Below are 21,641 nucleotides of genomic sequence, written 5' to 3'. Positions count from 1 at the left end.
GCGTCACCGCTTGTTGGCAATCGAGGTGCCGAGCACCTGCAGGTAGGCGATCAGTGCGTCCAGCTCGCTCTTGCCGGCCACCGCCTCGCGGGCCTTGGCGATATCCTCGTCGCTGTAGGGAATGCCGAAGCCCTGCATGACCTTGAGCTTTTCGGCGCTCAGGGCGCCATCGAGCCTGCGCTCGGCCAGCCAGGGATAGGCGGGCATCTTCGATTCCGGCACCAGGTCGCGGGGGTTGATCAGGTGGGCGCGGTGCCACTCGTCCGAGTAGCGCCCGCCGATCCGCGCCAGGTCCGGGCCGGTGCGCTTGGAGCCCCACAGGAAGGGGTGATCCCAGACGCTTTCGCCAGCCACCGAATAATGGCCGTAGCGCTCGGTTTCGGCGCGGAACGGGCGGATCATCTGCGAATGGCAGCCTACGCAGCCCTCGCGGATGTAGATGTCGCGGCCTTCGAGCTGCAGCGCGGTGTAGGGCCGCATGCCGGCCACCGGCTCGTTGACCACGTCCTGGAAGAACAGCGGCACGATCTGGGTGAGGCCGCCGATGCTCACGGCGATGACCATCAGCAGGGTCATCAGGCCCAGATTCTTTTCGATCAGGTCGTGCTTCATCGGCCGGTCTCCCCGTTTTGCGCCAGGGGAATCCGCGCGCTGGCGTCGTAGTCGGCCGGTTGAGCGCCGCGAATGGTGCGCCAGGTGTTCCAGGCCATCAGCAGCATGCCGGCGAAGAAGATCACCCCGCCGAGCATGCGCACCACGTAGCCCCAGTGGCTGGCCGCGACCGACTCGATGAACGAGTAGGTCAGCGTGCCGTCTTCCTGCACCGCGCGCCACATCAGGCCCTGGGTGATGCCGTTGACCCACATGGCGACGATGTACAGCACGGTGCCGATGGTCGCCAGCCAGAAGTGCAGGTGGATCGCCGCCAGGCTGTGCATCTGCTCGCGGCCGAACACCCGGGGGATCAGGTGATACAGCGAGCCGAAGGTGATCATCGCCACCCAGCCCAGGGCGCCGGCGTGCACATGGCCGATGGTCCAGTCGGTGTAGTGCGACAGTGCGTTGACCGTCTTGATGGCCATCATCGGCCCTTCGAAGGTGCTCATGCCGTAGAACGCCAGGGAGACGACCAAGAAGCGCAGGATCGGGTCGGTACGCAACTTATGCCAGGCACCCGACAGGGTCATCATGCCGTTGATCATGCCGCCCCAGCTTGGCGCCAGGAGGATGATCGACATCACCATGCCCAGGCTCTGGGCCCAGTCCGGCAGGGCAGTGTAGTGCAGGTGGTGCGGGCCGGCCCAGATGTACAGGGTGATCAGCGCCCAGAAGTGCACGATGGACAGCCGGTACGAGTAGATCGGCCGGTTGGCCTGCTTGGGCACGAAGTAGTACATCATCCCCAGAAAGCCGGTGGTCAGGAAGAAGCCTACGGCGTTGTGGCCGTACCACCACTGGATCATCGCGTCCGTGGCGCCGGCATACACCGAATAGGACTTGAACAGGCTGACCGGCACGGCGGCGCTGTTGACCAGGTGCAGCATGCCGGTGACCAGGATGAAGGCGCCGAAGAACCAGTTGGCCACGTAGATATGCCGGGTGCGGCGCTTGAACAGGGTGCCGAAGAACACGCTGATATAGGCGAACCAGACGATACCCAGGAGGATATCGATCGGCCATTCCAGCTCGGCGTATTCCTTGCTGCTGGTGTAGCCCATTGGCAGGCTGATCACCGCGCCGACTATCACCGCTTGCCAGCCCCAGAAGGTAAAGGCTGCCAGGCGGTCGCAGACCAGCCGCACCTGGCAGGTGCGCTGCACCACGTAATAGCTGGTGGCGAATAGTGCGCAGCCGCCGAAGGCGAAGATCACCGCATTGGTGTGCAGCGGGCGCAGGCGGCCGAAACTGGTCCAGGGTAGGTCTAGATTCAGTTGCGGCCACACCAGCTGCGCGGCGATGAACACCCCCAGCGCCATACCGACCACGCCCCAGACCACGGTCATCACCGCGAACTGGCGCACCACCTTGTAGTTGTAGGCAGCCGGACTGCTTGCTGGGCTCATGCTGGGTTCCACGCTGGGCTGGGCGCTGCCGCGGGGCGACAGGCATTTCAGGCGGCGCGAGTATCCCCGACCGGCAGGGGCGGTGCAATGCGTTGGAAATATGCGGAAAGCGCTCTGTTATGAGCCTTGCAGTGTTTCGAGGGGCTAGCCTGTTTTGCTGGGAGCCTGCATATGTGGGAGGGGCTTTAGCCCCGAGTTCTTTGTTCCAGAATAAAAGCTCGGGGCTAAAGCCCCTCCCACGATTGCGTGCATTGAGATTCTGTAGTCAGGCTGAAGCTATTGAGCAGATCTTCAGAGCCACATTGCATCCCAAAAAGGGTAGTCACCGACACGCTTTACCAAGCCTGCCCGTAAAGGATTGGCAACGATGTATCGGGCAGTTGGCAGTATGTCCTCCTCACGGCGTAGCGCTCGGTCATGGAAACCCTCTTGCCAGAGTCTGCCTCGGCGACCGAGGCGGCTATTCACCTGCAAGGCGCTGCGTCCCTTGACGCGATGCATCAATTCGCTGAGCGAGCCTTGTCGCAGTGATACCAGCCAGTGCAGGTGATCGGGCATGACTACCCAGGCGAGCGACTCTGCCAGTCCTGATGCTTGAGCGTTATACAGTTCGCGAATGAGGAGGCGAGCGGGCGTCAGGTCGGCAAAGATCGCCTGGCGATTCTCGACAGTGGCCGTGAGCAGATAGATGTGGTTGGTTAAAGAGATCCGGCCTTTGCGCAAACTGACTGAGTGGGGCATTCCGTTGCCTCCTGAGTAGGTAAAGCAACGGTAGCTGAAAGATGGCGACCTGCGTAGGAGCGGCTTCAGCCGCGAGCTTTAGCGCCCGACCAGGCAACAAAGAACTCGCGGCTAAAGCGGATCGCCGCCCGGCCTCTCCTACACGTGGGCATTATTTGCCCGGTTGCGGCTTGCGGCTCAAACTCAGCACATAGGCCGCCAGCAGGTGCACCTTGTCGTTGCCCAGGTAGTGCTCCTGCGCGGGCATCTGGCCGTTGCGGCCGTAGCGGATGGTCTGCTGCAGTTGCGCCAGGCTCGAGCCGTAGATCCAGCCGCTGGGGTGGGTCAGGTCCGGCGCGCCCAGGGCTGCCATGCCGGTGCCTGCCGGGCCGTGGCAGGCCACGCAGGTGGTGGAGAACAGCTGCTTGCCCTGTTCCAGATCGACGTTGCTGCCCTCGGCCAGCGGCAGGCCCGCCAGTTCATGGCGCACGTAGCCGGCCACGTTGCGCACGCCGTCATCACCGAGCACCTGGCCCCAGGCCGGCATCACGCCGATGCGCCCATTGAGGATGGTGGTCTTGATGGTTTCGGCGTCGCCGCCCCAGCGCCAGTTTTCGTCGGTCAGGTTGGGAAAGCCCACCGCGCCCTTGGCGTCCGAGCCGTGGCAGATGGCGCAGTAGGTGGCGAACAGCCGGCCGCCCATCTTCAGCGCCTGCTCGTCCTGGGCCACTTGCTCCAGCGGCATGGCCGAGTACTTGGCGAAGATCGGCCCGTACTGGGCGTCGGCCTTGGCCACTTCCCGTTCCCACTGCGCCACTTGCGTCCAGCCATCCTCATAGCCCGGCAGCAGGCCCTTGAAGTTGCCCAGGCCCGGGTACAACGCCAGGTAACCGGCGGCGAAGATCAGCGTGCCGAGGAACAGCATGAACCACCAGCGCGGCAGCGGGTTGTCGTACTCCTCGATACCGTCGAAGGAATGGCCCATGGTCTGGTCGGTGGTGTTCTTGCGTTCCCCCTTGCGTGTGGCGAACAGCAGCCAGAACAACGCGACCAGGCTGCCGAGGGTCAGCAGCGTGATGTACCAGCTCCAGAAAGTGCTCATGGGGTGTCTTTCCTTACTGCAGCTTTGTTGGGTTCATCGGCGAAGGGCAGGTTTGCCGCATCCTCGAAGGCCTTGGCGCGCTTGCCGCTGTAGGCCCACAGCGTCACGCAGGTGAAGGCGATCAGTACCAGGGCGGTGCCGATGCCGCGCACCATGCCGATGTCGATCAGGTCGGTAAGCATGGGATCACCTCTTGTTTTTCAGCGCAGTGCCGAGCACTTGCAGATAGGCGACCAGGGCGTCCATCTCGGTCTTGCCTTTCACCGCAGCGCTGGCGCCGGCGATGTCGTCATCCGTGTAGGGCACGCCGAGAAACTGCATGGCCTTGAGCTTGGCGGGGGTGTCCTTGCCATCCAGCACGTTCTCGACCAGCCAGGGGTAGGACGGCATCTTCGACTCCGGTACCACGTTGCGCGGGTTGTAGAGGTGCGCACGGTGCCACTCGTCCGAGTAGCGGCCGCCGACCCGCGCCAGGTCCGGCCCGGTGCGCTTGGAGCCCCACAGGAAGGGGTGATCCCACACGCTCTCGCCAGCCACCGAGTAATGGCCGTAGCGCTCGGTCTCGGCGCGGAACGGGCGGATCATCTGCGAGTGGCAGCCTACACAGCCTTCCTTGATGTAAACGTCGCGGCCTTCGAGCTGCAGCGCGGTGTAGGGCTTCATGCCGGCGACCGGCTCGTTGACCACGTCCTGGAAGAACAGCGGAACAATCTGCGTCAGCCCGCCGATGCTGACGGCGAACACCATCAGCAGGGCCATCAGGCCAACGTTCTTTTCGACGATTTCGTGTTTCATCAGTGGGCTCCCTCAACCGAATACAGGGCGGCAGCTTCGATTTCTTCCGGCTTGCTGGCGCGCACGGTCTGCCAGGTGTTCCAGGCCATCAGCAACATGCCGGTGAAGAAGATCGCGCCGCCGATCACCCGCACCACGAAGCCGGGGTGGCTGGCTTCCAGCGCCTCGACGAAGGAGTAGGTGAGCGTGCCGTCGCTGTTCACCGCGCGCCACATCAGGCCCTGGGCGATGCCGTTGACCCACATCGAGGCTATGTACAGCACGGTTCCGATGGTGGCGAGCCAGAAGTGCGCGTTGATCAGGCCGATGCTGTGCATCTGCTCGCGACCGAACACTTTGGGAATCATGTGGTACAGCGAGCCGATCGACACCATGGCGACCCAGCCCAGGGCGCCGGCGTGCACGTGGCCGATGGTCCAGTCGGTGTAGTGGGAGAGGGCGTTGACGGTCTTGATGGCCATCATCGGGCCTTCGAAGGTGCTCATGCCGTAGAACGCCAGGGAGACCACCAGAAAGCGCAGGATCGGGTCGGTGCGCAACTTATGCCAGGCGCCCGACAGCGTCATCATGCCGTTGATCATGCCGCCCCAGCTCGGTGCCAGCAGCACCAGGGACATCACCATGCCGAGCGACTGCGCCCAGTCCGGCAGCGCGGTGTAGTGCAGGTGGTGCGGGCCGGCCCAAATATACAGGGTGATCAGTGCCCAGAAGTGCACGATCGACAGGCGATACGAATACACCGGGCGCCCGGCCTGCTTGGGCACGAAATAGTACATCATCCCCAGGAAGCCCGCGGTCAGGAAGAAACCCACCGCGTTGTGGCCGTACCACCACTGGATCATCGCGTCGGTGGCGCCGGCGTACAGCGAGTAGGACTTGGTCAGGGTGACCGGCACTTCCAGGTTGTTGACCACATGCAGCAGCGCCACGGTGAGAATGAACCCGCCGAAGAACCAGTTGCCCACATAGATGTGGCTGACATTGCGCTTGATGATGGTGCCGAAGAACACGATCGCGTAGCTGACCCAGACGATGGTGATCAGGATGTCGATCGGCCATTCCAGCTCGGCGTATTCCTTGCTGCTGGTGTAGCCCAGCGGCAGGGTGATGGCCGCCAGCAGGATCACCAGTTGCCAGCCCCAGAAGGTGAACGCCGCCAGCTTGGGCGCGAACAGCGTGGCCTGGGAGGTGCGCTGTACGGCATAGTAGCTGGTGGCGAACAGGGCGCAGCCGCCGAAGGCGAAGATCACCGCGTTGGTGTGCAGGGGCCGCAGGCGACCGAAACTGGTCCACGGCAGGTCGAAATTGAGCCACGGCCAGGCGAGCTGCGCTGCGATAAGCACGCCGAGCCCCATCCCGACTATGCCCCACACCACCGTCATGATGGCGAATTGGCGAACCACCTTGTAGTTATAGGCGGAACTGGTTGTTGTGTTCATGTCTGGGTTTCCATCCACGGTTATGGGCAGATCATCTGCAGCCCTCACGCACGGGAAAATCCGTACACGAAAAAGGGCTTTTTTATGAGCGAGGCAAGCATGCGAGAAGGGCAGCGAAGCGGTATTGACGCCGGTCAACAGGCACAGGAAAGCCAGGCGCCAGCGCTGCTCTGGGATCGGCCGACGGGTGTCAGCCAGGCCACGCTGATCCTCGCCCACGGCGCCGGTGCGCCGATGGACAGCGACTTCATGAACCTGATGGCCGAGAAGCTCGCCGCCCGCGGGCTGACGGTGGTGCGCTTCGAGTTCGACTACATGGCCGCGCGCCGCCAGGACGGCAAGAAACGCCCACCCAACCCCCAGGCCAAACTGCTCGACTTCTGGCGAGCCGCTTACACCGCCGTGCGACACCAGGTCACGGGGCCGTTAGCCATCGGCGGCAAATCCATGGGCGGGCGCATGGCCAGTCTGCTGGCCGACGAACTGGATGCTGACGGCCTGGTCTGCCTGGGCTACCCCTTTCACGCCATCGGCAAGGCCGACAAACCGCGCACCGCACACCTGGCCGACCTGAAAACGCCGACCCTGATCGTGCAGGGCGAACGCGACGCTATGGGCGACCGCCACACCGTGGCCAGTTACCAGCTCTCGGCGGCAATCGAGTTGTGCTGGCTGACGGCGGGCGACCACGACCTCAAACCGCTGAAGGTCTCCGGCTACAGCCACGAGCAGCATCTTGAGTCGGCGGCGGATGCGGTGGTGGGCTTTCTGCGCGAGCACGCCAAGAAGCGCTGAAAGCAGGCCTGCGTCGCAGCTCTGATGCACCTCGCTGGTTAACATCGGCAGTTGGGATTGGGAGGCAGGAAATCAGGGATGCATTACCGCGACGTGCTGCAGATTCACCGAAGCGCCAGGCGCTTCAAGCGCCTGGCGCTCTGGGCGGCCATCCTGCTGTGCCTGATCATGCTGCTGGGCAAGAACAGGTGGTACCTGGCGGGCGTGCCGGCGAACCCGGAATCCGTGGAGATGATGAGGGACTACGTGCGCCGCGCTGGCGCCGACCCCGAGACGCTGATTCTCAGCGACCACCACGGCACCTGCGGCAGGTTCAGCTATATCGACCGTGACGGGAAACGTACTTCGCCCATGGGGTTCGTGGCCATTCCAGGCCAGGGCGTGGCGCCAAGCGTGCTGGCAGAAGAGTGGAACAAGAGCCGCTGCGCCGGGCCGCGTTCGGCGCCCTGATCCTGTAAAGGCAGCCCGTTTTCTGTCATGCGAAGCACCTGTCGGATCTTTCAAATGGTTTGGTATTACATGGCAAGGTTGTGGACCTGCATCTGGGTGATCGCGCTGGTGGTTTGCGCGTCATTTTTCTATTCGAACTTCACGGCGATGCATGAGCAGGAGCGGCCATTCGATGCCGTGCAGTGGCGCAGCCTGAGTCAGGAAGCGAGGCTTAATGACCCCGGATGCGTACGCGGAGGTATGGCTCTATTTCTCTTGGATAACGATAGTTTGGACGGTCTTTCGGTCGCGTCGGTGAAAGAGTTGCTGGGCGAAGCTGACACCGTTCTTGCCAACCAGTTGCACTACGCCCGCACTACGCCCTAGGCCAGTGTCATTGGGATTGGCGGCACAGTTCGCTGGTCGTGATCTTCAATGATGGAAAGGTAAGCCAGGTTTCCATCGCGTATCCCGCCAGCGACTTCTAATGGGATTCGCTCACTCCATCAGCCGCTGCCCGCAATGCAAACAGCTGGCTGTGCCGGGGTCGTGGTGCTCACCCGTGCGGTCGTCGACCTTGTGGTGGGGCGACTCGCCACACTTGGTGCAGCGGTAGCGCAGCAGAATCCGATGCTGGCGATAGAGGTTCAGCAGGCCGCCGACGATCACCACTGCCAGCGCAATCACCAGTGCGTCATCGAGCCCAAACAGCGCCAGCACGAACAGCGCCACCGCCAGTACGGCGAGCAGTGATTTCACGAAATCCATCTGCTTGCGCAGGCGGTTGTAAGCGTTCTGGTCCATGGCAAGGCATCCTTGTTATCGGGTGGCCATTGCCAGTGTGGCTTCAGTTACACAGTCATGTGCCTGATGGAAAACAAATGAAGCAGTTTGCGTTACTCGGCTACGCTGGTCGGGCTTTCGGCCGCATCGGCTTCCAGCTTCGCCCTGTCAGCCTTGCTGATGTACTTGGGCTTGTTGCTCTTGGGCGCCAGCTTGGCGTTAGCCTTCTTGGCGTGGGCCTCCAGCAACTGCTTGATCTTCTTGCGGCGATTCATGGTGCTACCTGCGTCTCGATCGGTGGTTTGGTGTTCAGCCTGCAGCCTTCTTCAGCCCCATGCCCTGGCTTGCCGGTGCCGTCAGCGCAAAGCCGAACTGCTGATAGAGGCGATAGGCCTCACCATCGGCGATCAGGCTGATATATGCGGATTCCGGCACTTCGCGGGTGATGTAATCGCTGATCGCGGCCATGATCTGCTTGCCCAGCCCACGGCCCTGATGGGCTGGCAGCACGGCGATATCCACCACCTGATAGAACGCGCCGCCATCACCGATCACCCGGCCCATGCCGACCGGCTCCCCGGCACAGAGCACCTGTACGGCGAATAGACTGTTGGGCAGGCCACGGGTCGCCGCCTCGACGGTCTTGGCGCTTAGTCCAGCTGCGGTACGCAGATGGCGGTAGGTTTCCACCGACGGGATGGCGTGCGCAAGGGAGTAGGCGGGAGCATTTTCGGTCATTCCATTATCCTTTACTGGCAACGATGGGGTTGGTTTTTACCGGCCATTGGGGACTTGCCTGTAAAAAAGCAGCTTGCCGGTAACCGGGCTAATAGCTGACTAGACCAGACTTTGGTATTCGTGATTAACGTTGCATTCAGTGTTTGGTACGCTTTGATGCGCTATTAGGTATTAGACTATTCATCGAATGCTTCTATTTTTTCATTATCCAAGTCATGCACCGCTTCGTGGTATTCATACTTAAACCAGCAGCGAAACAGTTCTAAACTGATTGCAGGTGATTCTTCATCGTGGCGAATGTAATCAGCAATTTCGTTCTCGAAAATAGTCTTGTAGTGCGTTTCGAAGCAATCTCCCCAGCAGTTTTGATCCTCGACCTCAACGAGGTACACGTTTGGGTGATGATTCAGTGAGTTTAGGTTCCATCTGTGCAGTTCGGGGCAAACTTTTTTCACCCACTCGAGAAAAACCTCAGTCCCGAATACGGTGATTGCGCTTCTATTGAGCAATTTCATTAGGCTGCCTAACGTTTGTTGAGGATCGGCTCTAGCCCGCCCAAAGTTATAAGGCACGGCGCTTTATCCGTCTGATTTGAGGTCGCTAGGATGGATGAAAAGCTTAGTTCACGCTATTGGCTCAAATCACTGCATTGCGACAGCTGGCGGATGGCAGCTCATCAGCAGGCTCTGGCTGCCGTCATCTTCGGCCCGCGTGTCGATAAGCGTCATACCGGCCTTGCTCAGTACGCGCCGCGAGGCGGCGTTGTCCGGCGCGACGGTGGCGATGATCTGTGCCAGGCCCAACTGGCGGGCCGCGTAGGGTAGCAGGGCGCATACCACTTCGCTGGCATAGCCATGGCCCCAGTGCTCGCGGGCGAAAGCGTACTTCAACTCGGGTTTTTCCTGGTCATCGGGATGCACCAGCCCGCAGAAGCCGATCACCGAACCGCCGTCGCGCAGGGTCACGGTGTACATGCCGTAGCCGCGCTGCCGGTAGTTGTTCGCCGTCACTTCGAGCCAGTTGGCCGCCTGTTGCGGCGTCAGCGCCACGCCGTCGCCGACCCAACGCATGGCCTCGACATCACCATAGATCCGCAGCAGCGGCTCCAGGTCATCCGGCATCCAGCGCCGCACCAGCAGGCGCTCGGTCATCAGTACGAGCTTGCCATCGAGCTCCTTCATGGCTTATCGCCCTGTGCCGTGCGGTAGCGCGCCAGCAACAACGGCAAGGCTGTCTCGCGCCAGAACTTCAGGCTGATATGGCCCGACGACATGCCGCCATGGGCGTGCCGCTCGATGAAAACCGATGACTCTTCCGCGCTTGTCGGCAGGCCAACCAAGCGCTCGAAGGTGGCCTCGAGGATTTTGGCCAGTTGCGCCTCGCTTGGCGGAAGCGGCTGCGTGGCCAGCACCTCGCTCATCTCCTGCCACAGATAGGGATCACCCCGACAGCCCCAAGAGATGGGCTCAGGTTGGAAGAGGTCGGATAGGGTGGTGATGGACATTGATTCAGGTTGCCTCTGCTGTGGTGTACGCGGGAAGTCAATCTGCGTCGGTGGCGCTGCGCAGCCTTATCGCCCGGGCTGCCATGTAGACGCGATTCGAGGCCTCATCCAGCGTCTCCATGCCGGCAATGATGCGGCCATTCTGCCACGGCGCGTAATCATTGAAGCTGCCCGTGCCGCCGTAAACGGACATCACCGAACACGCCAGGCTGGTCAGCTCATCCCCATCGTAACGGCTGCTAGCCAGCGCTCGGGCTGTTGCCAGGCAATTGCGGAAATGAGCGCCCCAGTGGCTATCGGCGTCGAGGGCGAGAATGTCTGTGAGCGCCGTGAGGTGAGCGATCAGTTCATTCAGTTGGCTTTGCGGATTGGTCATGATGCGCCGAGTGTTTAGTCAGCATTAAACGGAAAGTGTGTCTAAATAGGAAAGTGGATTTATTTTTGAATACTCCGCAGGTCAATAATGAATCTATCCACTTTCCTACACGTTTTCGCGAAGCACCACCGAGGCTGGTTGCGATTCAATCAAGTCATGGTCTACTAGGTCAATGTAGTAACTGTTGTTGCCGATATCTACGAACCAGCCGTCTTCTCCATAGTAGCCCCTATCTACTTGATCGGAAGTCTCTTTTATAAGAGCGTCCAGTTGTGGTTGAGAAGGTTTTGTTTTGCATGTGAACAACGCGATGCAGTAGAGCTTGTCTAGATTAGGGTCGTACTTAAAGTGTATTCCATTATCCTCGATGACGAGTCCGAGCAAACTGCCTTCGAAGAATTTAGATATCTCTGCGCTGGGGTCATTAAGTCTACCTATTGCAAATTTGTCTTCGATCTTTTTTGGCTCGGCTATGTGTGAGTCTTTTATGGTTGATTCATACCAGATCTCAATTTGCATGCTTTTGACTCTATTGATTTATAATGATCAAACTAAGTGCGGAGGTGGTAGATTTATTTTTGGCTTATTTAGCTGTTCAATAAATAAATCTGTCCCCTTTTTAGGCACTTTCTAGGGCGGCTTTGAAGTATTCTTCATTAAGTTGGCGTTTTCTCGGTTGGCCCAGACGCCAATTTCAGTTTCGTAGGGTGGACGACGCTTTATTCGTCCACCTGTTTCAGCGTTCAATGGTGGATGAAAAGGGCGTCATCCGCCCTGCGTGCAACTTCTATATCTATTCTATCGGCCTAGAATAATCGTATTCAAGGTCAAATTTACCATCTGGAAACAGCGAGAAGGTTAGCCCCCAGATACGTTGCCACCTTGTGGCAAAAATGTTGTCCCTAATAAAAAGTGCAGCCTGACCAATATTAATCGAGGAGTCAGGCCAACCAAGCGCGTCCCAGTCAATATTACCAGAGCCTTCAAGCCAGTACGTAGCGCTCGCCATCTTTTCATAGATCTCACAATTGCAGCACGCCCGCTCCCATGAACGGCCAGCGGCAAAGTCGATAATACCGCTAGCCAACTCTCTGTATGCATCTTCAACAGTATTCAGATCAAAACCTCACTGTACAAAGTCAAATCCATGGGGTCAGAGTCATTGATTCTGGCATGTGGCTAAATCAATGACTCTGACCCCATCGGTTGCATGTGATACCTAACGCCGCCAGCACACGCGGCTTTGTAGTGGAGGCGAAGCCGCAACGAAAAAGCCGTCGCTGTGCCTGGTTTGTTAAATGTTTTGCTCATTGCCGCATGTAGCCTTTAAATTCTTGCAGGCTATTGGCAATTTTTATTGCAGCATCAGCTGCCATACCGATTGCAGGCAGGTAGAACACCTCGCCCTGCTCATTAACCACTAAAAGCTCTCCAGCTCCATTGCCGCCAAAGGTCACGAAACCGGGTGCATACTCGGATAGCTGATAGTCTCGGTTGGACTCCTCAACCTCTTCAGGCTGCCAAAGCACGTACCACTCAGGCTGCACAAGCAACTCGCCCTCGATATAACCTTCGCCGATCCATGAATGCAGAATTTTCTTAAGTTCTTCGATGTTCATATAGACCATTTAACGTTTGGTTAAGGGCGGGCTTTAGCCCGTCCCAGTGAGCGAAGCGAACGGTTTGAACCACTAGTTAGGTGAGCGACTCAACCTGAACGCTGAAGCCGATGAAATGCAAGATAATACCTTTTCCTGGTTCGTTCCTGTCAGACCACCATTGCTCGCTATATCTGAAATTTTTATCACCCGAGTATTCGTAGCGGCCAAATGACCATTTATTTTTATTCAGTTCGTTAACTAAGCTTTCCACATAATAAATCAAGAAGCCAGCTAAATGCTCTTCGCTCTTGGCGATCTCGCATTCATACGCGTTATTTGTTTTAGATTTAGCTCTTCCTGTAAATTGAGAAGTGCCATGTAATCTGGTGCCATCTTAGCATGGCTTCACCTAAGGATTAAGCTAAGGGGCCGGCTTTAGCCGGTCCCAGTGAGCGAAGCGAACGATTTGAGCGCATTGTTAGCTACTAGCCAATGCCGCTTTCTATTTTTTCAATTTCTACTCTGCTTAGAGGGCGCCAATCGATCTCCCGAATTCCATAGTCTCTAAAAGCATATTCATATGCCTCTTCAAGCGACCACATTAGATGGTCGCCTTCTATAATGTTTCTTTCAAAATCTATATACCTTATTTCAAGGTAGAAGATCTGCCCATCTGTGCTTGCAAGGCCAAATAGGACAATCGACGTCACTTCCGGCCTGAAATCATCGGGATGCCTTAAATGGGCGAATAGATACTTGGGTGATTCAATCATGGCGGCTAACGTTTGGTTAAGGGGCGGGCTTTAGCCCGTCCCAGTGAGCGAAGCGAACGGCTTGAACCACTTGTTAGCCGAGATCTCATGTTTCGCTGGAAATAACATGGATGATTAATTCAAGCGAGCTGTCTGCCAGCAATGGTGGATTGTCTCGGCTTAAGTGAGTAAGTGAAAACAGAGCGCCCGGTTGTGTGCCAGATGGCATTGAGAAGTAGGTGTAGAGGTGATTTTTTACGGAATCGGAATAAGTTATATAAATGTCCAATTCTTTAATTTCTATGGTGGCGAGCTTGCCATGACACTTGGTATGTAGTGTGGAAAACAAGGAGGTTGAGCTGCAAAGATCAAAGGATGCTGACATGCCGTGCCTGCCTTTATGAATTGATCTAGCGACTGCATTGAGCTCAGCTGCCTTACCGTGAAGATGCAGTTCCTTGTTTTTTAACTCAGCAAACATGATTGCTCTCTGGCTTTGGATCTTAAGGTCTTTGGCGGCTACCGTTTGGTAAGGGGCGGGCTAAAGCCCGTTCCGAGTGAGCGAAGCGAACCTAACGAGTAAACTAAGGGGCCGGCTTCGCCGGTCCCAGCGAGTGAAACGAGCGACTTCAGCGCCTTGTTAGGCTATACGTGAGCGGTAAGTCGAACGCCATGTTTATTTTGTACGATATATGCGTTTAAAGATAACGCGCTTCTCGAATTTCTTGGCAAGGAATAAACAACCGGCAACAAACCCACCAATGCCAACAACCCAGCCCATGAAGGACAAAGCTTCTGGAAGAATTGTAGAGAGTTTATAACCAATGAATGCAAGGAAAATAGCAAGCGCAACAATTGCTGCTGGCGGGGCACCATACTCAACTTCAGCTTGGCAGCCGCGACACACTTTTGCGCCGTGTGGAACAGAGCCGTGGCAATGCGGACATGTAACTTCACTCATTATTCTCTCCTTGAAGAGCGGTTTTAGAATTGGGCCTAACGTTTGGTTAAGGGGCGGGCTTTAGCCCGTCCCAGTGAGCGAAGCGAACGGTTTGAACCACTAGTTAGGCTCACGAATCACTGACATTACTAGATTTCAGCGCATCGATAACAAGGGGCATTGTATACACCAGCCATGGAATGGTGCTTGCAGTATCTCCTGACCTTACGTATTCGCCAGCATCGAAAGCTAAGTATATCTTCAGTGCAAAACCAGAGAGAGGCTCGCTAGGTAGCGTTGATAGTCGATTCATAGCAAGATCGCCTTCGGCATACGAGAGCTCGCCCATTACAAACTCGCTGGCAACAAGACGTGAATAAGTGTCGCAGAACTCACTTTCCGAGAGCCCAGATTTGGTAAGAACAAGCTCTACCGTGCTAGCCCACTGCTCATCGCTGATTTGGGCTTCAGCACATACTGTTATGAGGGGAAGTAAGTCTTTTTCCATAAGCCTAACGTTTGGTTAAGGGGCGGGCTTTAGCCCGTCCCAGTGAGCGCAGCGAACGGTTTGAACCACTAGTTAGAGCCGTTAACCCAAGGTTGCTTTGCATGACGGACATGACCATTTTCCGAATGTTCTAAATGCCCCGGATAGTGGTGAAACTCTTACCTTTAGACTCTTGGTGTCAAAGCATGCTGTGCAAAATAGGCCATCTTCTCCGTCGAATGCATAAGCACCGTCTGACAGCTTTGGAGCTTGGCTCGATCGTTGATTGATAATTTTCTTTTGCGATTCGTTTTCTTCAAGAGCCTCTGCAAGAGCAATTTTTAAGTTGGCTGTTTCAAGCTTTGCATCTGCTAGCTCTACAGAAAGATCAGCTACAAGCATTTTGAAATCCGCATCTTCTATCTTTTTAGATAAGGCACGAAGCTTGCCAACGATTTCAATTGCGCTTTGAAGTGAGGCGATGACATCCATGATTCTTCCTCTAGGCTTTAACGCCAACCTCAGAGGCGTTTGGTGGAGCGGAGCTATTGTGCAATAGTGAGCGACAGCGAGCGCACAATTGAGCCGCGGAACCAAACGTCCTTCTGCAGGTTTTTGTTATGTTTAATCACCCACCAACTCATCATAACTTTCTTTAAAATCTTCGATATCCAATAACTCATCAAAAACCGCTCTAAGACTAGAATTACCTTGCAATTTAGGGATTAGTGGCTGTATTGCGTACAGCTGTGCTTCGTATCTTATCACAGGGTAATTTCTCTTGATTTCAGCTATTATCTCTTTTCTTTGAACCCCATTTGCAGCAAATCTTATTAAAAGTTCTATAGCGTTACCCTGAGTCCAGTCATATTCGCCCCACGCAATTTCACGTATAAATGGAATTGCCTTCGCGCCCATATTAAACAGTATTTCAAAAATCACGAACTGACAGGTTGAAAGCTACCCACCCAACCCATGCTTATGCGCATCATAATGCACCGATTCTTTAGGTGGATTATGAAACAAATCCCTAAATCGCTCTAAATCTGAAACAGAAAACTCTTTGCTTTTCTCTTGCGCTAAAGAAGCAGCCTCTTCGATATAAGCGTTATTCTTGAATATCGATTCAGCGATCTCAAAAACCAAAGTTTCAGCTTTATCCGATTTACTTTTCTTTTTCCAGAACATATCTCTCACTTAAACATAACGTTTGGTTAAGGGGGCGGGCTTTAGCCCGTCCCAGTGAGCGAAGCGAACGGCTTGAACCGCTAGTTAGGCTTCCAGCATGGGCCGGGCCGGTAAAGAGAGTCGAATATATATTAGCTGTGCTTAAGGTCGTATTCATTCATGCAGTCGTCAAGATCAACAAGCACCACATCCCGAATCCAGCGAGTAAACGACATTTCTATTTGTTCGTACGTCAATGGTGAATTGACTTCGCGATTTTTTGAGAAAGAGAGATGAGCGGTAATTACTTTGTCCTCAATTTTTCCGTCGTGGATAACAAAGAAAGCAAAGTCATCGCGATCCTGGCGTCGGGCAAATAGATACACATCAAAGTCAGCCCCAAGCTCTAGATTGAAGGCATTGGAAGCAAACTCATTGCTCGAAAGATTCGGTGGGAGCAGTATGGATTGCTTGTCATCAATGAGGTACCAAGGCTCCCAGTTTTCAAGGCCTTTCGCGATAAACCAACGATAGGCGAGCGGAAAGTGTTCATTCATTGAGATAGGCCTAACGTTTGGTTAAGGGGCGGGCTTTAGCCCGTCCCAATGAGCGAAGCGAACGGTTTGAACCAGTTGTTAGGCATTGGCTTGCACTGCCTGTATTCGAATTCTTTCCAATGTTTCGAACGCGGCTATCAAATGGACTGCCGACTCAGGACTGTGCAGGCTAACGCCTGTTTCCTTAGCTACTAACTCAATTACGGCATCCCGCTCTAGGCCGAGAGCGTTAGCCACGTGCAATGCACACGAGCGTGCATGTGATGCACGATGCTCAAGTGGTTCACTCTCGCCTAACACCTTACGCTTATGTGAGTTAAACGACATTTCCTTTGCCTAACTATAAATAGACACCAACTGGCGCATAACTCCCCGGACGGGCGTGGTGTATAACATTCCAGGACCTTTGGGCTGAACCCGTCTAGCCCGAGGCATACGGCGAGGCACCGGGGCGTTTGGCATGTTATACACCACACTCATTGCACCTTCGCAAGGGTACAAAAGGTCTCCTTGCCTCGTGTGCGTAGCCAAGCCCAAAGCGCAACACCCAGCAAACGCACTTACCGATTAAACCGCGCCACCAACGAATACTGCCCCTGCGCCGTACTGGTCAGTTCTTCACTCAACAACGCCGTGCTCTGCGCCTCGCCAGCAGTCTGATCGGACAGTTGCGCGATGGTGGTGATATTGCGGCTGATTTCGTCGGCCACGGCGCTTTGTTCTTCGGCGGCAGCGGCGATCTGGTCGGCCATTTCGTTGATATTGGCCACCGCGTCGCTGATGCCGGCCAGGGCCTGGTCGGCCTGTTGTACGCGTTCGACGCCTTCGTCGGCCTGTTTGCGGCCGATGTCCATGGTCAGTACGGCTTCGTCGGCGGTGCGTTGCAGCTTGGCGATCAGGGCGTGGATCTGGCCGGTGGATTCGGCGGTGCGTTGCGCCAGGGAGCGGACTTCGTCGGCGACCACGGCGAAGCCGCGGCCCATTTCGCCGGCGCGGGCGGCTTCGATGGCGGCGTTGAGGGCCAGCAGGTTGGTCTGGTCAGCGATGCCCTTGATCACGTCGACCACACCGCCGATTTCGTTGCTGTCCTGGGCGAGACGGGTGACGGCTTCGCCGGTTTCCCCTACCGACAGGGACAGGCGCTGGATCGCTTCGCGGGTTTCGCTGGCGATGGTGCGGCCTTCCTGGGTCAGGCGGTTGGCTTCCTGGGTGGCGATGGCGGTGCGCGCTACGTTGTTGGCCACTTCCAGGGTGGTGGCGGCCATTTCATTGACGGCGGTGGCCACCTGATCGGTCTCCTCGCGCTGGCGCTGCAACCCGGCGGAGCTGTTATGGGCCAATACGTCGGCCTGCTTGGCCTGATTGGCCAGGTTTTCGGCGCTGTCCTGCAGGCGGGTGAGGCAGGTTTTCAGGCGTGCTTCCTGGCTGAGGATGGACAGTTCCAGGCGGCCTTCGACGCCGCGGTTATCGGTGTACATCTGCGCGATCAACGGGTCGGACGTGGTCTGTTCGGCGAGTTGCAGCAGGCGCTTGGTACCGCGGCTCTGCCAGGCCAGGCCAAGCAGGCCGAGGGGGATCGACAGCGCGGCGGCGGCGGCGAAGCCCCAAGTGCTGTCCAGCCAGGCGCCAACCAGGAAGCCTACCTGGCTGACCAGAATGAACGGCAGCCAGTTCTGCAGCACCGGCAGCCAGCGGTCACGGTTCGGTATCGCTGCCTTGCCGCCATTGATACGCAAGTAGAGGGCCTGGGCGCGCTGCACCTGCTCGGCGGTGGGCTTGCTGCGCACCGACTCGTAGCCGGTGACCTTGCCGTCATCCAGCACCGGCACCACGTAGGCGTTGACCCAGTAGTGGTCACCGCTCTTGCAGCGGTTCTTGACAATGCCCATCCACGGGCGGCCGGCTTTCAAGGTTTCCCACATATGGGCGAACACGGCCGGCGGCACGTCCGGGTGGCGCACCAGGTTGTGCGGTGCGCGGATCAGCTCGTCGCGGGAAAAGCCGCTGATTTCGATGAAGGCATCGTTGCAGTAGGTGATCTGGCCCTTGAGATCGGTGGTCGAGATCAGGCGTTGCTGCGCCGGGAAAGTCCGCTCGTTACCGGTAATGGGCTGGTTGTTACGCATGGCATCTACCCTGATGTCAGTGCGATGCCTGGGGAGAGTAGGGTAGGCGAGTGACGAATATAAATGCCTACAGACTACAGCTATGGGCCTGGACCCAAATGCGGCCGGGTCGGCCGATCCTACAGGCAACGCTTTTATGGTTATCGCTTACGCGTGGCAGGCCTGCAGTGTAACCAATATTCCAGGCTCGTCACCTTTGACGCCGGTAAAGCGGCAGTCTATTGGTCGAGGGTGGACAGGGCTCGTTCGAGCGCGCAAAAGAAACCCGGGTGTCGCTGCGCTCGACCCGGGCTAGGAGAGTTTCATGCAGCGCTGCGATTAGCGGCGCTGCACGGATGAGCATCAACCGGCGATCAGTTGGCGCAGCACGTAGTGCAGGATGCCGCCGGCCTTGAAGTACTCGACCTCGTTGAGCGTGTCGATACGGCAGAGCAGCTCGACGCTTTCCAGCTTGCCGTCTTCGCGGGTGATTTCCAGCGTCAGCGGCATGTGCGGGCGTACCTCGACGCCGTCCAGGCCCTTGATCGCCAGGGTTTCCTTGCCGGTCAGGCCCAGGCTCTTGCGATCCGCGCCGGCGGTGAACTGCAGCGGCAACACCCCCATGCCGACCAGGTTGGAGCGGTGGATGCGCTCGAAGCTCTCGGCGATCACCGCCTTGACGCCCAGCAGGTTGGTGCCCTTCGCCGCCCAGTCGCGGCTGGAGCCGGTGCCGTATTCCTTGCCGGCGATCACCACCAGTGGCGTGCCCTCCTGCTGGTAGCGCATGGAGGCGTCATAGATCGCCAGCTTCTCGCCGCTTGGCACGTGCAGGGTGATGCCACCTTCCTCGCCGTCGAGCATCTCGTTGCGGATGCGGATGTTGGCGAAGGTGCCGCGCATCATCACTTCATGGTTGCCACGGCGCGAGCCGTAGGAGTTGAAGTCACGCGGCTCGACGCCTTGCTCGCGCAGGTAGCGACCGGCCGGGCTGTCGGCCTTGATGTTGCCGGCCGGGGAGATGTGGTCGGTGGTCACCGAGTCCCCTAGCAGCGCCAGGATGCGCGCATTGGCAATGTCGGTGATCGCCGGTGGTGCCTGGTCGATGGCCTCGAAGAATGGCGGGTGCTGGATATAGGTGGAGTCGTTCTGCCAGGTATAGGTGTCGGCTTCCGGCACCTGGATGGCCTGCCACTGCTCGTCGCCTTCGAACACCTCGGCGTATTCCTTGCGGAACATGGCGGTGTCGACTTTTTGCACCGCCTCGGCGATTTCCTTCTGGCTCGGCCAGATATCGCGCAGGTACACCGGCTTGCCGTCGCGGTCTTCGCCCAGCGGCTCTTCGGCGATATTGACCCGAACGCTGCCCGCCAGGGCATAAGCGACCACCAGGGGCGGCGAGGCCAGCCAGTTGGTTTTCACCAGCGGGTGCACGCGGCCTTCGAAGTTGCGATTGCCGGACAGCACCGAGGCGACGGTCAGGTCGTTATCCTGGATGGCTTTTTCGATGGGATCCGGCAGCGGGCCGGAGTTGCCGATGCAGGTGGTGCAGCCGTAGCCGACCAGGTCGAAGCCCAATTTGTCGAGGTATTCGGTCAGCCCGGCGGCGGCGAAGTATTCGGTCACCACCTTGGAGCCCGGCGCCAGTGAACTCTTCACCCACGGCTTGCGTTGCAGGCCTTTCTCCACCGCCTTCTTGGCCAGCAGGCCGGCGGCCATCATCACGCTCGGGTTGGAGGTGTTGGTGCAGGAGGTGATCGCTGCGATCACCACGGCGCCGTCGCTGATCGGATGACGGTGGCCGTCCAATTCATAGTGGATTTCGTTCTGCGCGGCATTGCCGACGGCCACGCCACCGCCGCCTTCGCTTTCCAGGCGACCTTCCTCTTTACGTGGCGGCTTGAGCTGCAGGCCGAGGAAGTCTTCGAAGGCCTGGCCGACCTGGGGCAGGGCGACGCGGTCCTGCGGGCGTTTCGGGCCAGCCAGGCTGGCTTCGACCTGGCCCATGTCCAGCTCCAGGGTATCGGTGAACAGCGGCTCGCTGCCAGCCTGGCGCCACATGCCCTGGGCCTTGGAATAGGCCTCGACCAGCTTGACTGTCTCATCCGGGCGGCCGGACAGGCGCAGGTAATCCAGGGTGATTTCGTCGACCGGGAAGAAGCCGCAGGTGGCGCCATATTCCGGCGCCATATTGGCGATGGTGGCGCGATCCGCCAGGGGCAGCTCGGCCAGGCCGTCGCCATAGAACTCGACGAATTTGCCGACCACGCCTTTCTTGCGCAGCATCTGGGTGACGGTCAGCACCAGGTCAGTGGCGGTGATGCCTTCTTTGAGCTTGCCGGTCAGCTTGAAACCGATCACTTCGGGAATCAGCATCGACACCGGCTGGCCGAGCATCGCCGCTTCCGCCTCGATGCCGCCGACGCCCCAGCCCAGCACGCCCAGGCCATTGATCATGGTGGTGTGCGAGTCGGTGCCGACCAGGGTGTCGGGGTAGGCGTAGGTCACGCCGTCTTCTTCCTTGGTCCACACGGTGCGGCCCAGGTATTCCAGGTTGACCTGGTGGCAGATGCCGGTGCCCGGCGGTACCACGCTGAAGTTGTCGAAGGCGCTCTGGCCCCAGCGCAGGAACGCGTAGCGCTCGCCGTTGCGCTGCATCTCGATCTCGACGTTCTCGCCAAAGGCCTCGGGGCTGGCGAACTTGTCGACCATCACCGAGTGGTCGATCACCAGGTCCACCGGCGACAGCGGGTTGATCTTCTGCGGGTCGCCGCCGGCCTTGGCCATGGCGTCGCGCATGGCGGCCAGGTCGACCACGGCGGGTACGCCGGTGAAGTCCTGCATCAGCACGCGGGCAGGGCGGTACTGGATCTCGCGTTCGGAGCTGCGCTTGTGCAGCCAGTCGCTGATGGCTTGCAAATCGTCCTGGGTCACGGTCTTGTCGTCCTGCCAACGCAGCAGGTTTTCCAGTAGCACTTTCAGCGACACCGGCAGCTTGTCGATGTCGCCCAACCTTTTGGCGGCATCCGGCAGGCTGAAGTAATCGTAGGATTTGCCGTCCACCTCGAGGGTGCGGCGGCAGTTCAGGCTATCGATGGAAGGCATCGTGCATCTCCTTATGGCTTGCACGGTACAAGCCGTTCTGGTTTGGCAGAGCTTCTGTGACTCTGCGCGAGTGTTCCCTGGGCCGGCTCGCGTGGCGTGCGGTGAGCCGTCGCCTGATCATGCGCCCGTCGAGCATAGTCCGTCGGCGCAGCCGGCGATGCCGGGATGCTGTTCTCTGGACAGGGA

The 21,641-nt window shown here is 58.0% G+C and carries 29 protein-coding genes; 3 read left to right on the top strand and 26 right to left on the bottom strand.

Annotated elements, in window-relative coordinates; translation table 11 throughout:
- Positions 1-3 precede the first annotated feature (3 nt).
- The 7 genes from ccoO (BM154_RS01725) to ccoN (BM154_RS01695) all read right to left on the bottom strand — a co-directional run bounded on the left by ccoO (BM154_RS01725) (position 4) and on the right by ccoN (BM154_RS01695) (position 6,119).
- A complete protein-coding gene (gene ccoO, locus BM154_RS01725) occupies positions 4-612 on the bottom strand; it encodes a cytochrome-c oxidase, cbb3-type subunit II (protein ID WP_074880206.1) in 609 nt (202 codons plus the stop codon).
- Complete coding sequence (ccoN, locus tag BM154_RS01720) at positions 609-2,063, bottom strand: cytochrome-c oxidase, cbb3-type subunit I (RefSeq protein WP_074880203.1); 1,455 nt, start codon at positions 2,061-2,063, stop codon at positions 609-611. Before ccoN (BM154_RS01720) ends, ccoO (BM154_RS01725) begins: the two co-directional genes overlap by 4 nt.
- A 291-nt stretch (positions 2,064-2,354) precedes the next feature.
- On the bottom strand, positions 2,355-2,804 hold the full coding sequence (locus tag BM154_RS01715; RefSeq protein WP_074880201.1) for an REP-associated tyrosine transposase: 450 nt from the start codon (positions 2,802-2,804) through the stop codon (positions 2,355-2,357).
- Between the two features lie 151 nt (positions 2,805-2,955).
- Positions 2,956-3,885, bottom strand: a complete 930-nt coding sequence (gene ccoP / locus BM154_RS01710; RefSeq protein ID WP_074880198.1) for a cytochrome-c oxidase, cbb3-type subunit III — start codon at positions 3,883-3,885, stop codon at positions 2,956-2,958.
- Positions 3,882-4,067, bottom strand: coding sequence for a CcoQ/FixQ family Cbb3-type cytochrome c oxidase assembly chaperone (locus tag BM154_RS01705; protein WP_013791955.1), 186 nt, complete (start codon positions 4,065-4,067; stop codon positions 3,882-3,884). The genes ccoP and BM154_RS01705 overlap by 4 nt, the downstream gene beginning before the upstream one ends.
- Positions 4,068-4,071: 4 nt before the next feature.
- A complete protein-coding gene (gene ccoO, locus BM154_RS01700; protein WP_073264723.1) occupies positions 4,072-4,680 on the bottom strand; it encodes a cytochrome-c oxidase, cbb3-type subunit II in 609 nt (202 codons plus the stop codon).
- On the bottom strand, positions 4,680-6,119 hold the full coding sequence (gene ccoN / locus BM154_RS01695; RefSeq protein ID WP_074880196.1) for a cytochrome-c oxidase, cbb3-type subunit I: 1,440 nt from the start codon (positions 6,117-6,119) through the stop codon (positions 4,680-4,682). Before ccoN (BM154_RS01695) ends, ccoO (BM154_RS01700) begins: the two co-directional genes overlap by 1 nt.
- A gap of 99 nt (positions 6,120-6,218) precedes the next feature.
- Between ccoN (BM154_RS01695) and BM154_RS01690 the strand changes: the two genes are divergently transcribed.
- From BM154_RS01690 to BM154_RS01680, 3 genes are all read left to right on the top strand, one after another.
- Positions 6,219-6,914 (top strand): alpha/beta family hydrolase, encoded by a 696-nt coding sequence (locus tag BM154_RS01690; protein ID WP_074882305.1) that lies wholly within the window; start codon positions 6,219-6,221, stop codon positions 6,912-6,914.
- A 78-nt stretch (positions 6,915-6,992) separates the two neighbouring features.
- Positions 6,993-7,364: a hypothetical protein gene (locus tag BM154_RS01685; RefSeq protein WP_074880193.1), complete on the top strand. Its 372-nt coding sequence runs from the start codon at positions 6,993-6,995 to the stop codon at positions 7,362-7,364.
- A gap of 54 nt (positions 7,365-7,418) precedes the next feature.
- On the top strand, positions 7,419-7,730 hold the full coding sequence (locus BM154_RS01680) for a hypothetical protein (protein ID WP_074880190.1): 312 nt from the start codon (positions 7,419-7,421) through the stop codon (positions 7,728-7,730).
- A 111-nt stretch (positions 7,731-7,841) separates the two neighbouring features.
- On the opposite strand, the gene BM154_RS01675 is transcribed toward BM154_RS01680, so the two are convergent.
- The 19 genes from BM154_RS01675 to acnA all read right to left on the bottom strand — a co-directional run bounded on the left by BM154_RS01675 (position 7,842) and on the right by acnA (position 21,455).
- Positions 7,842-8,147 carry a hypothetical protein gene (locus tag BM154_RS01675; RefSeq protein ID WP_074880187.1) on the bottom strand — a complete coding sequence of 102 codons (306 nt, stop codon included), beginning with the start codon at positions 8,145-8,147 and terminating at the stop codon, positions 7,842-7,844.
- Between the two features lie 92 nt (positions 8,148-8,239).
- Positions 8,240-8,401, bottom strand: coding sequence for a DUF2986 domain-containing protein (locus BM154_RS01670; RefSeq protein ID WP_074880184.1), 162 nt, complete (start codon positions 8,399-8,401; stop codon positions 8,240-8,242).
- A 34-nt stretch (positions 8,402-8,435) separates the two neighbouring features.
- Positions 8,436-8,864 (bottom strand): GNAT family N-acetyltransferase, encoded by a 429-nt coding sequence (locus BM154_RS01665; RefSeq protein ID WP_074880180.1) that lies wholly within the window; start codon positions 8,862-8,864, stop codon positions 8,436-8,438.
- Between the two features lie 176 nt (positions 8,865-9,040).
- On the bottom strand, positions 9,041-9,379 hold the full coding sequence (locus tag BM154_RS01660) for a hypothetical protein (protein ID WP_074880176.1): 339 nt from the start codon (positions 9,377-9,379) through the stop codon (positions 9,041-9,043).
- Between the two features lie 126 nt (positions 9,380-9,505).
- Entirely contained in the window at positions 9,506-10,045 is a 540-nt protein-coding gene (locus BM154_RS01655) for a GNAT family N-acetyltransferase (protein ID WP_074880173.1), read from the bottom strand.
- Positions 10,042-10,368 carry a hypothetical protein gene (locus BM154_RS01650; RefSeq protein ID WP_074880170.1) on the bottom strand — a complete coding sequence of 109 codons (327 nt, stop codon included), beginning with the start codon at positions 10,366-10,368 and terminating at the stop codon, positions 10,042-10,044. The genes BM154_RS01655 and BM154_RS01650 overlap by 4 nt, the downstream gene beginning before the upstream one ends.
- A gap of 37 nt (positions 10,369-10,405) precedes the next feature.
- On the bottom strand, positions 10,406-10,744 hold the full coding sequence (locus BM154_RS01645) for a DUF6966 domain-containing protein (protein WP_074880167.1): 339 nt from the start codon (positions 10,742-10,744) through the stop codon (positions 10,406-10,408).
- 105 nt (positions 10,745-10,849) lie between these two features.
- Entirely contained in the window at positions 10,850-11,263 is a 414-nt protein-coding gene (locus BM154_RS01640) for a hypothetical protein (RefSeq protein ID WP_074880164.1), read from the bottom strand.
- A gap of 788 nt (positions 11,264-12,051) precedes the next feature.
- Positions 12,052-12,363 carry a hypothetical protein gene (locus tag BM154_RS01635; protein ID WP_208609410.1) on the bottom strand — a complete coding sequence of 104 codons (312 nt, stop codon included), beginning with the start codon at positions 12,361-12,363 and terminating at the stop codon, positions 12,052-12,054.
- Between the two features lie 467 nt (positions 12,364-12,830).
- The gene (locus BM154_RS01630) at positions 12,831-13,118 is read right to left on the bottom strand and encodes a hypothetical protein (RefSeq protein ID WP_074880159.1); all 288 of its coding nucleotides are present in this window, start codon (positions 13,116-13,118) and stop codon (positions 12,831-12,833) included.
- Positions 13,119-13,203: 85 nt separating this feature from the next.
- On the bottom strand, positions 13,204-13,578 hold the full coding sequence (locus BM154_RS23670; protein ID WP_074880156.1) for a hypothetical protein: 375 nt from the start codon (positions 13,576-13,578) through the stop codon (positions 13,204-13,206).
- Positions 13,579-13,773: 195 nt separating this feature from the next.
- Positions 13,774-14,058 carry a hypothetical protein gene (locus BM154_RS01620; RefSeq protein WP_074880153.1) on the bottom strand — a complete coding sequence of 95 codons (285 nt, stop codon included), beginning with the start codon at positions 14,056-14,058 and terminating at the stop codon, positions 13,774-13,776.
- Positions 14,059-14,167: 109 nt separating this feature from the next.
- On the bottom strand, positions 14,168-14,545 hold the full coding sequence (locus BM154_RS23665) for a hypothetical protein (protein ID WP_139225369.1): 378 nt from the start codon (positions 14,543-14,545) through the stop codon (positions 14,168-14,170).
- 81 nt (positions 14,546-14,626) lie between these two features.
- The gene (locus BM154_RS01615) at positions 14,627-15,016 is read right to left on the bottom strand and encodes a hypothetical protein (RefSeq protein WP_074880152.1); all 390 of its coding nucleotides are present in this window, start codon (positions 15,014-15,016) and stop codon (positions 14,627-14,629) included.
- A 132-nt stretch (positions 15,017-15,148) separates the two neighbouring features.
- Positions 15,149-15,466, bottom strand: a complete 318-nt coding sequence (locus tag BM154_RS23660; RefSeq protein ID WP_139225368.1) for a hypothetical protein — start codon at positions 15,464-15,466, stop codon at positions 15,149-15,151.
- Positions 15,467-15,484: 18 nt separating this feature from the next.
- Complete coding sequence (locus tag BM154_RS23655; protein ID WP_139225367.1) at positions 15,485-15,712, bottom strand: hypothetical protein; 228 nt, start codon at positions 15,710-15,712, stop codon at positions 15,485-15,487.
- 131 nt (positions 15,713-15,843) lie between these two features.
- The gene (locus tag BM154_RS01610) at positions 15,844-16,248 is read right to left on the bottom strand and encodes a hypothetical protein (protein WP_074880149.1); all 405 of its coding nucleotides are present in this window, start codon (positions 16,246-16,248) and stop codon (positions 15,844-15,846) included.
- A 560-nt stretch (positions 16,249-16,808) separates the two neighbouring features.
- On the bottom strand, positions 16,809-18,374 hold the full coding sequence (locus tag BM154_RS01600) for a methyl-accepting chemotaxis protein (RefSeq protein ID WP_074880143.1): 1,566 nt from the start codon (positions 18,372-18,374) through the stop codon (positions 16,809-16,811).
- 342 nt (positions 18,375-18,716) lie between these two features.
- Positions 18,717-21,455, bottom strand: coding sequence for an aconitate hydratase AcnA (gene acnA, locus BM154_RS01595; protein WP_074880139.1), 2,739 nt, complete (start codon positions 21,453-21,455; stop codon positions 18,717-18,719).
- Positions 21,456-21,641: the final 186 nt, after the last annotated feature.

It is taken from the genome of Phytopseudomonas argentinensis (genome assembly GCF_900113905.1).
Taxonomy (GTDB): domain Bacteria; phylum Pseudomonadota; class Gammaproteobacteria; order Pseudomonadales; family Pseudomonadaceae; genus Aquipseudomonas; species Aquipseudomonas argentinensis.
This window is presented reverse-complemented; position numbering and strand designations above follow the sequence as displayed.

What these genes read in the sequence shown, in the direction of transcription:
- BM154_RS01680 (WP_074880190.1), top strand. Translation starts at nt 7,419, where the DNA reads ATGGTTTGGTATTACATGGCAAGGTTGTGGACCTGCATCTGGGTGATC.
- BM154_RS01645 (WP_074880167.1), bottom strand. Translation starts at nt 10,744, where the DNA reads ATGACCAATCCGCAAAGCCAACTGAATGAACTGATCGCTCACCTCACG.
- BM154_RS23655 (WP_139225367.1), bottom strand. Translation starts at nt 15,712, where the DNA reads ATGTTCTGGAAAAAGAAAAGTAAATCGGATAAAGCTGAAACTTTGGTT.
- BM154_RS01690 (WP_074882305.1), top strand. Translation starts at nt 6,219, where the DNA reads ATGCGAGAAGGGCAGCGAAGCGGTATTGACGCCGGTCAACAGGCACAG.
- BM154_RS01650 (WP_074880170.1), bottom strand. Translation starts at nt 10,368, where the DNA reads ATGTCCATCACCACCCTATCCGACCTCTTCCAACCTGAGCCCATCTCT.
- BM154_RS01620 (WP_074880153.1), bottom strand. Translation starts at nt 14,058, where the DNA reads ATGAGTGAAGTTACATGTCCGCATTGCCACGGCTCTGTTCCACACGGC.
- ccoN (WP_074880196.1), bottom strand. Translation starts at nt 6,119, where the DNA reads ATGAACACAACAACCAGTTCCGCCTATAACTACAAGGTGGTTCGCCAA.
- BM154_RS01675 (WP_074880187.1), bottom strand. Translation starts at nt 8,147, where the DNA reads ATGGACCAGAACGCTTACAACCGCCTGCGCAAGCAGATGGATTTCGTG.
- BM154_RS01610 (WP_074880149.1), bottom strand. Translation starts at nt 16,248, where the DNA reads ATGAATGAACACTTTCCGCTCGCCTATCGTTGGTTTATCGCGAAAGGC.
- BM154_RS01635 (WP_208609410.1), bottom strand. Translation starts at nt 12,363, where the DNA reads ATGAACATCGAAGAACTTAAGAAAATTCTGCATTCATGGATCGGCGAA.
- BM154_RS01715 (WP_074880201.1), bottom strand. Translation starts at nt 2,804, where the DNA reads ATGCCCCACTCAGTCAGTTTGCGCAAAGGCCGGATCTCTTTAACCAAC.
- ccoP (WP_074880198.1), bottom strand. Translation starts at nt 3,885, where the DNA reads ATGAGCACTTTCTGGAGCTGGTACATCACGCTGCTGACCCTCGGCAGC.
- ccoO (WP_074880206.1), bottom strand. Translation starts at nt 612, where the DNA reads ATGAAGCACGACCTGATCGAAAAGAATCTGGGCCTGATGACCCTGCTG.
- BM154_RS01640 (WP_074880164.1), bottom strand. Translation starts at nt 11,263, where the DNA reads ATGCAAATTGAGATCTGGTATGAATCAACCATAAAAGACTCACACATA.
- acnA (WP_074880139.1), bottom strand. Translation starts at nt 21,455, where the DNA reads ATGCCTTCCATCGATAGCCTGAACTGCCGCCGCACCCTCGAGGTGGAC.
- BM154_RS01600 (WP_074880143.1), bottom strand. Translation starts at nt 18,374, where the DNA reads ATGCGTAACAACCAGCCCATTACCGGTAACGAGCGGACTTTCCCGGCG.
- BM154_RS01670 (WP_074880184.1), bottom strand. Translation starts at nt 8,401, where the DNA reads ATGAATCGCCGCAAGAAGATCAAGCAGTTGCTGGAGGCCCACGCCAAG.
- BM154_RS23670 (WP_074880156.1), bottom strand. Translation starts at nt 13,578, where the DNA reads ATGTTTGCTGAGTTAAAAAACAAGGAACTGCATCTTCACGGTAAGGCA.
- BM154_RS01630 (WP_074880159.1), bottom strand. Translation starts at nt 13,118, where the DNA reads ATGATTGAATCACCCAAGTATCTATTCGCCCATTTAAGGCATCCCGAT.
- BM154_RS01660 (WP_074880176.1), bottom strand. Translation starts at nt 9,379, where the DNA reads ATGAAATTGCTCAATAGAAGCGCAATCACCGTATTCGGGACTGAGGTT.
- BM154_RS01705 (WP_013791955.1), bottom strand. Translation starts at nt 4,067, where the DNA reads ATGCTTACCGACCTGATCGACATCGGCATGGTGCGCGGCATCGGCACC.
- BM154_RS01655 (WP_074880173.1), bottom strand. Translation starts at nt 10,045, where the DNA reads ATGAAGGAGCTCGATGGCAAGCTCGTACTGATGACCGAGCGCCTGCTG.
- BM154_RS01665 (WP_074880180.1), bottom strand. Translation starts at nt 8,864, where the DNA reads ATGACCGAAAATGCTCCCGCCTACTCCCTTGCGCACGCCATCCCGTCG.
- BM154_RS01685 (WP_074880193.1), top strand. Translation starts at nt 6,993, where the DNA reads ATGCATTACCGCGACGTGCTGCAGATTCACCGAAGCGCCAGGCGCTTC.
- BM154_RS23665 (WP_139225369.1), bottom strand. Translation starts at nt 14,545, where the DNA reads ATGGAAAAAGACTTACTTCCCCTCATAACAGTATGTGCTGAAGCCCAA.
- BM154_RS01615 (WP_074880152.1), bottom strand. Translation starts at nt 15,016, where the DNA reads ATGGATGTCATCGCCTCACTTCAAAGCGCAATTGAAATCGTTGGCAAG.
- ccoO (WP_073264723.1), bottom strand. Translation starts at nt 4,680, where the DNA reads ATGAAACACGAAATCGTCGAAAAGAACGTTGGCCTGATGGCCCTGCTG.
- ccoN (WP_074880203.1), bottom strand. Translation starts at nt 2,063, where the DNA reads ATGAGCCCAGCAAGCAGTCCGGCTGCCTACAACTACAAGGTGGTGCGC.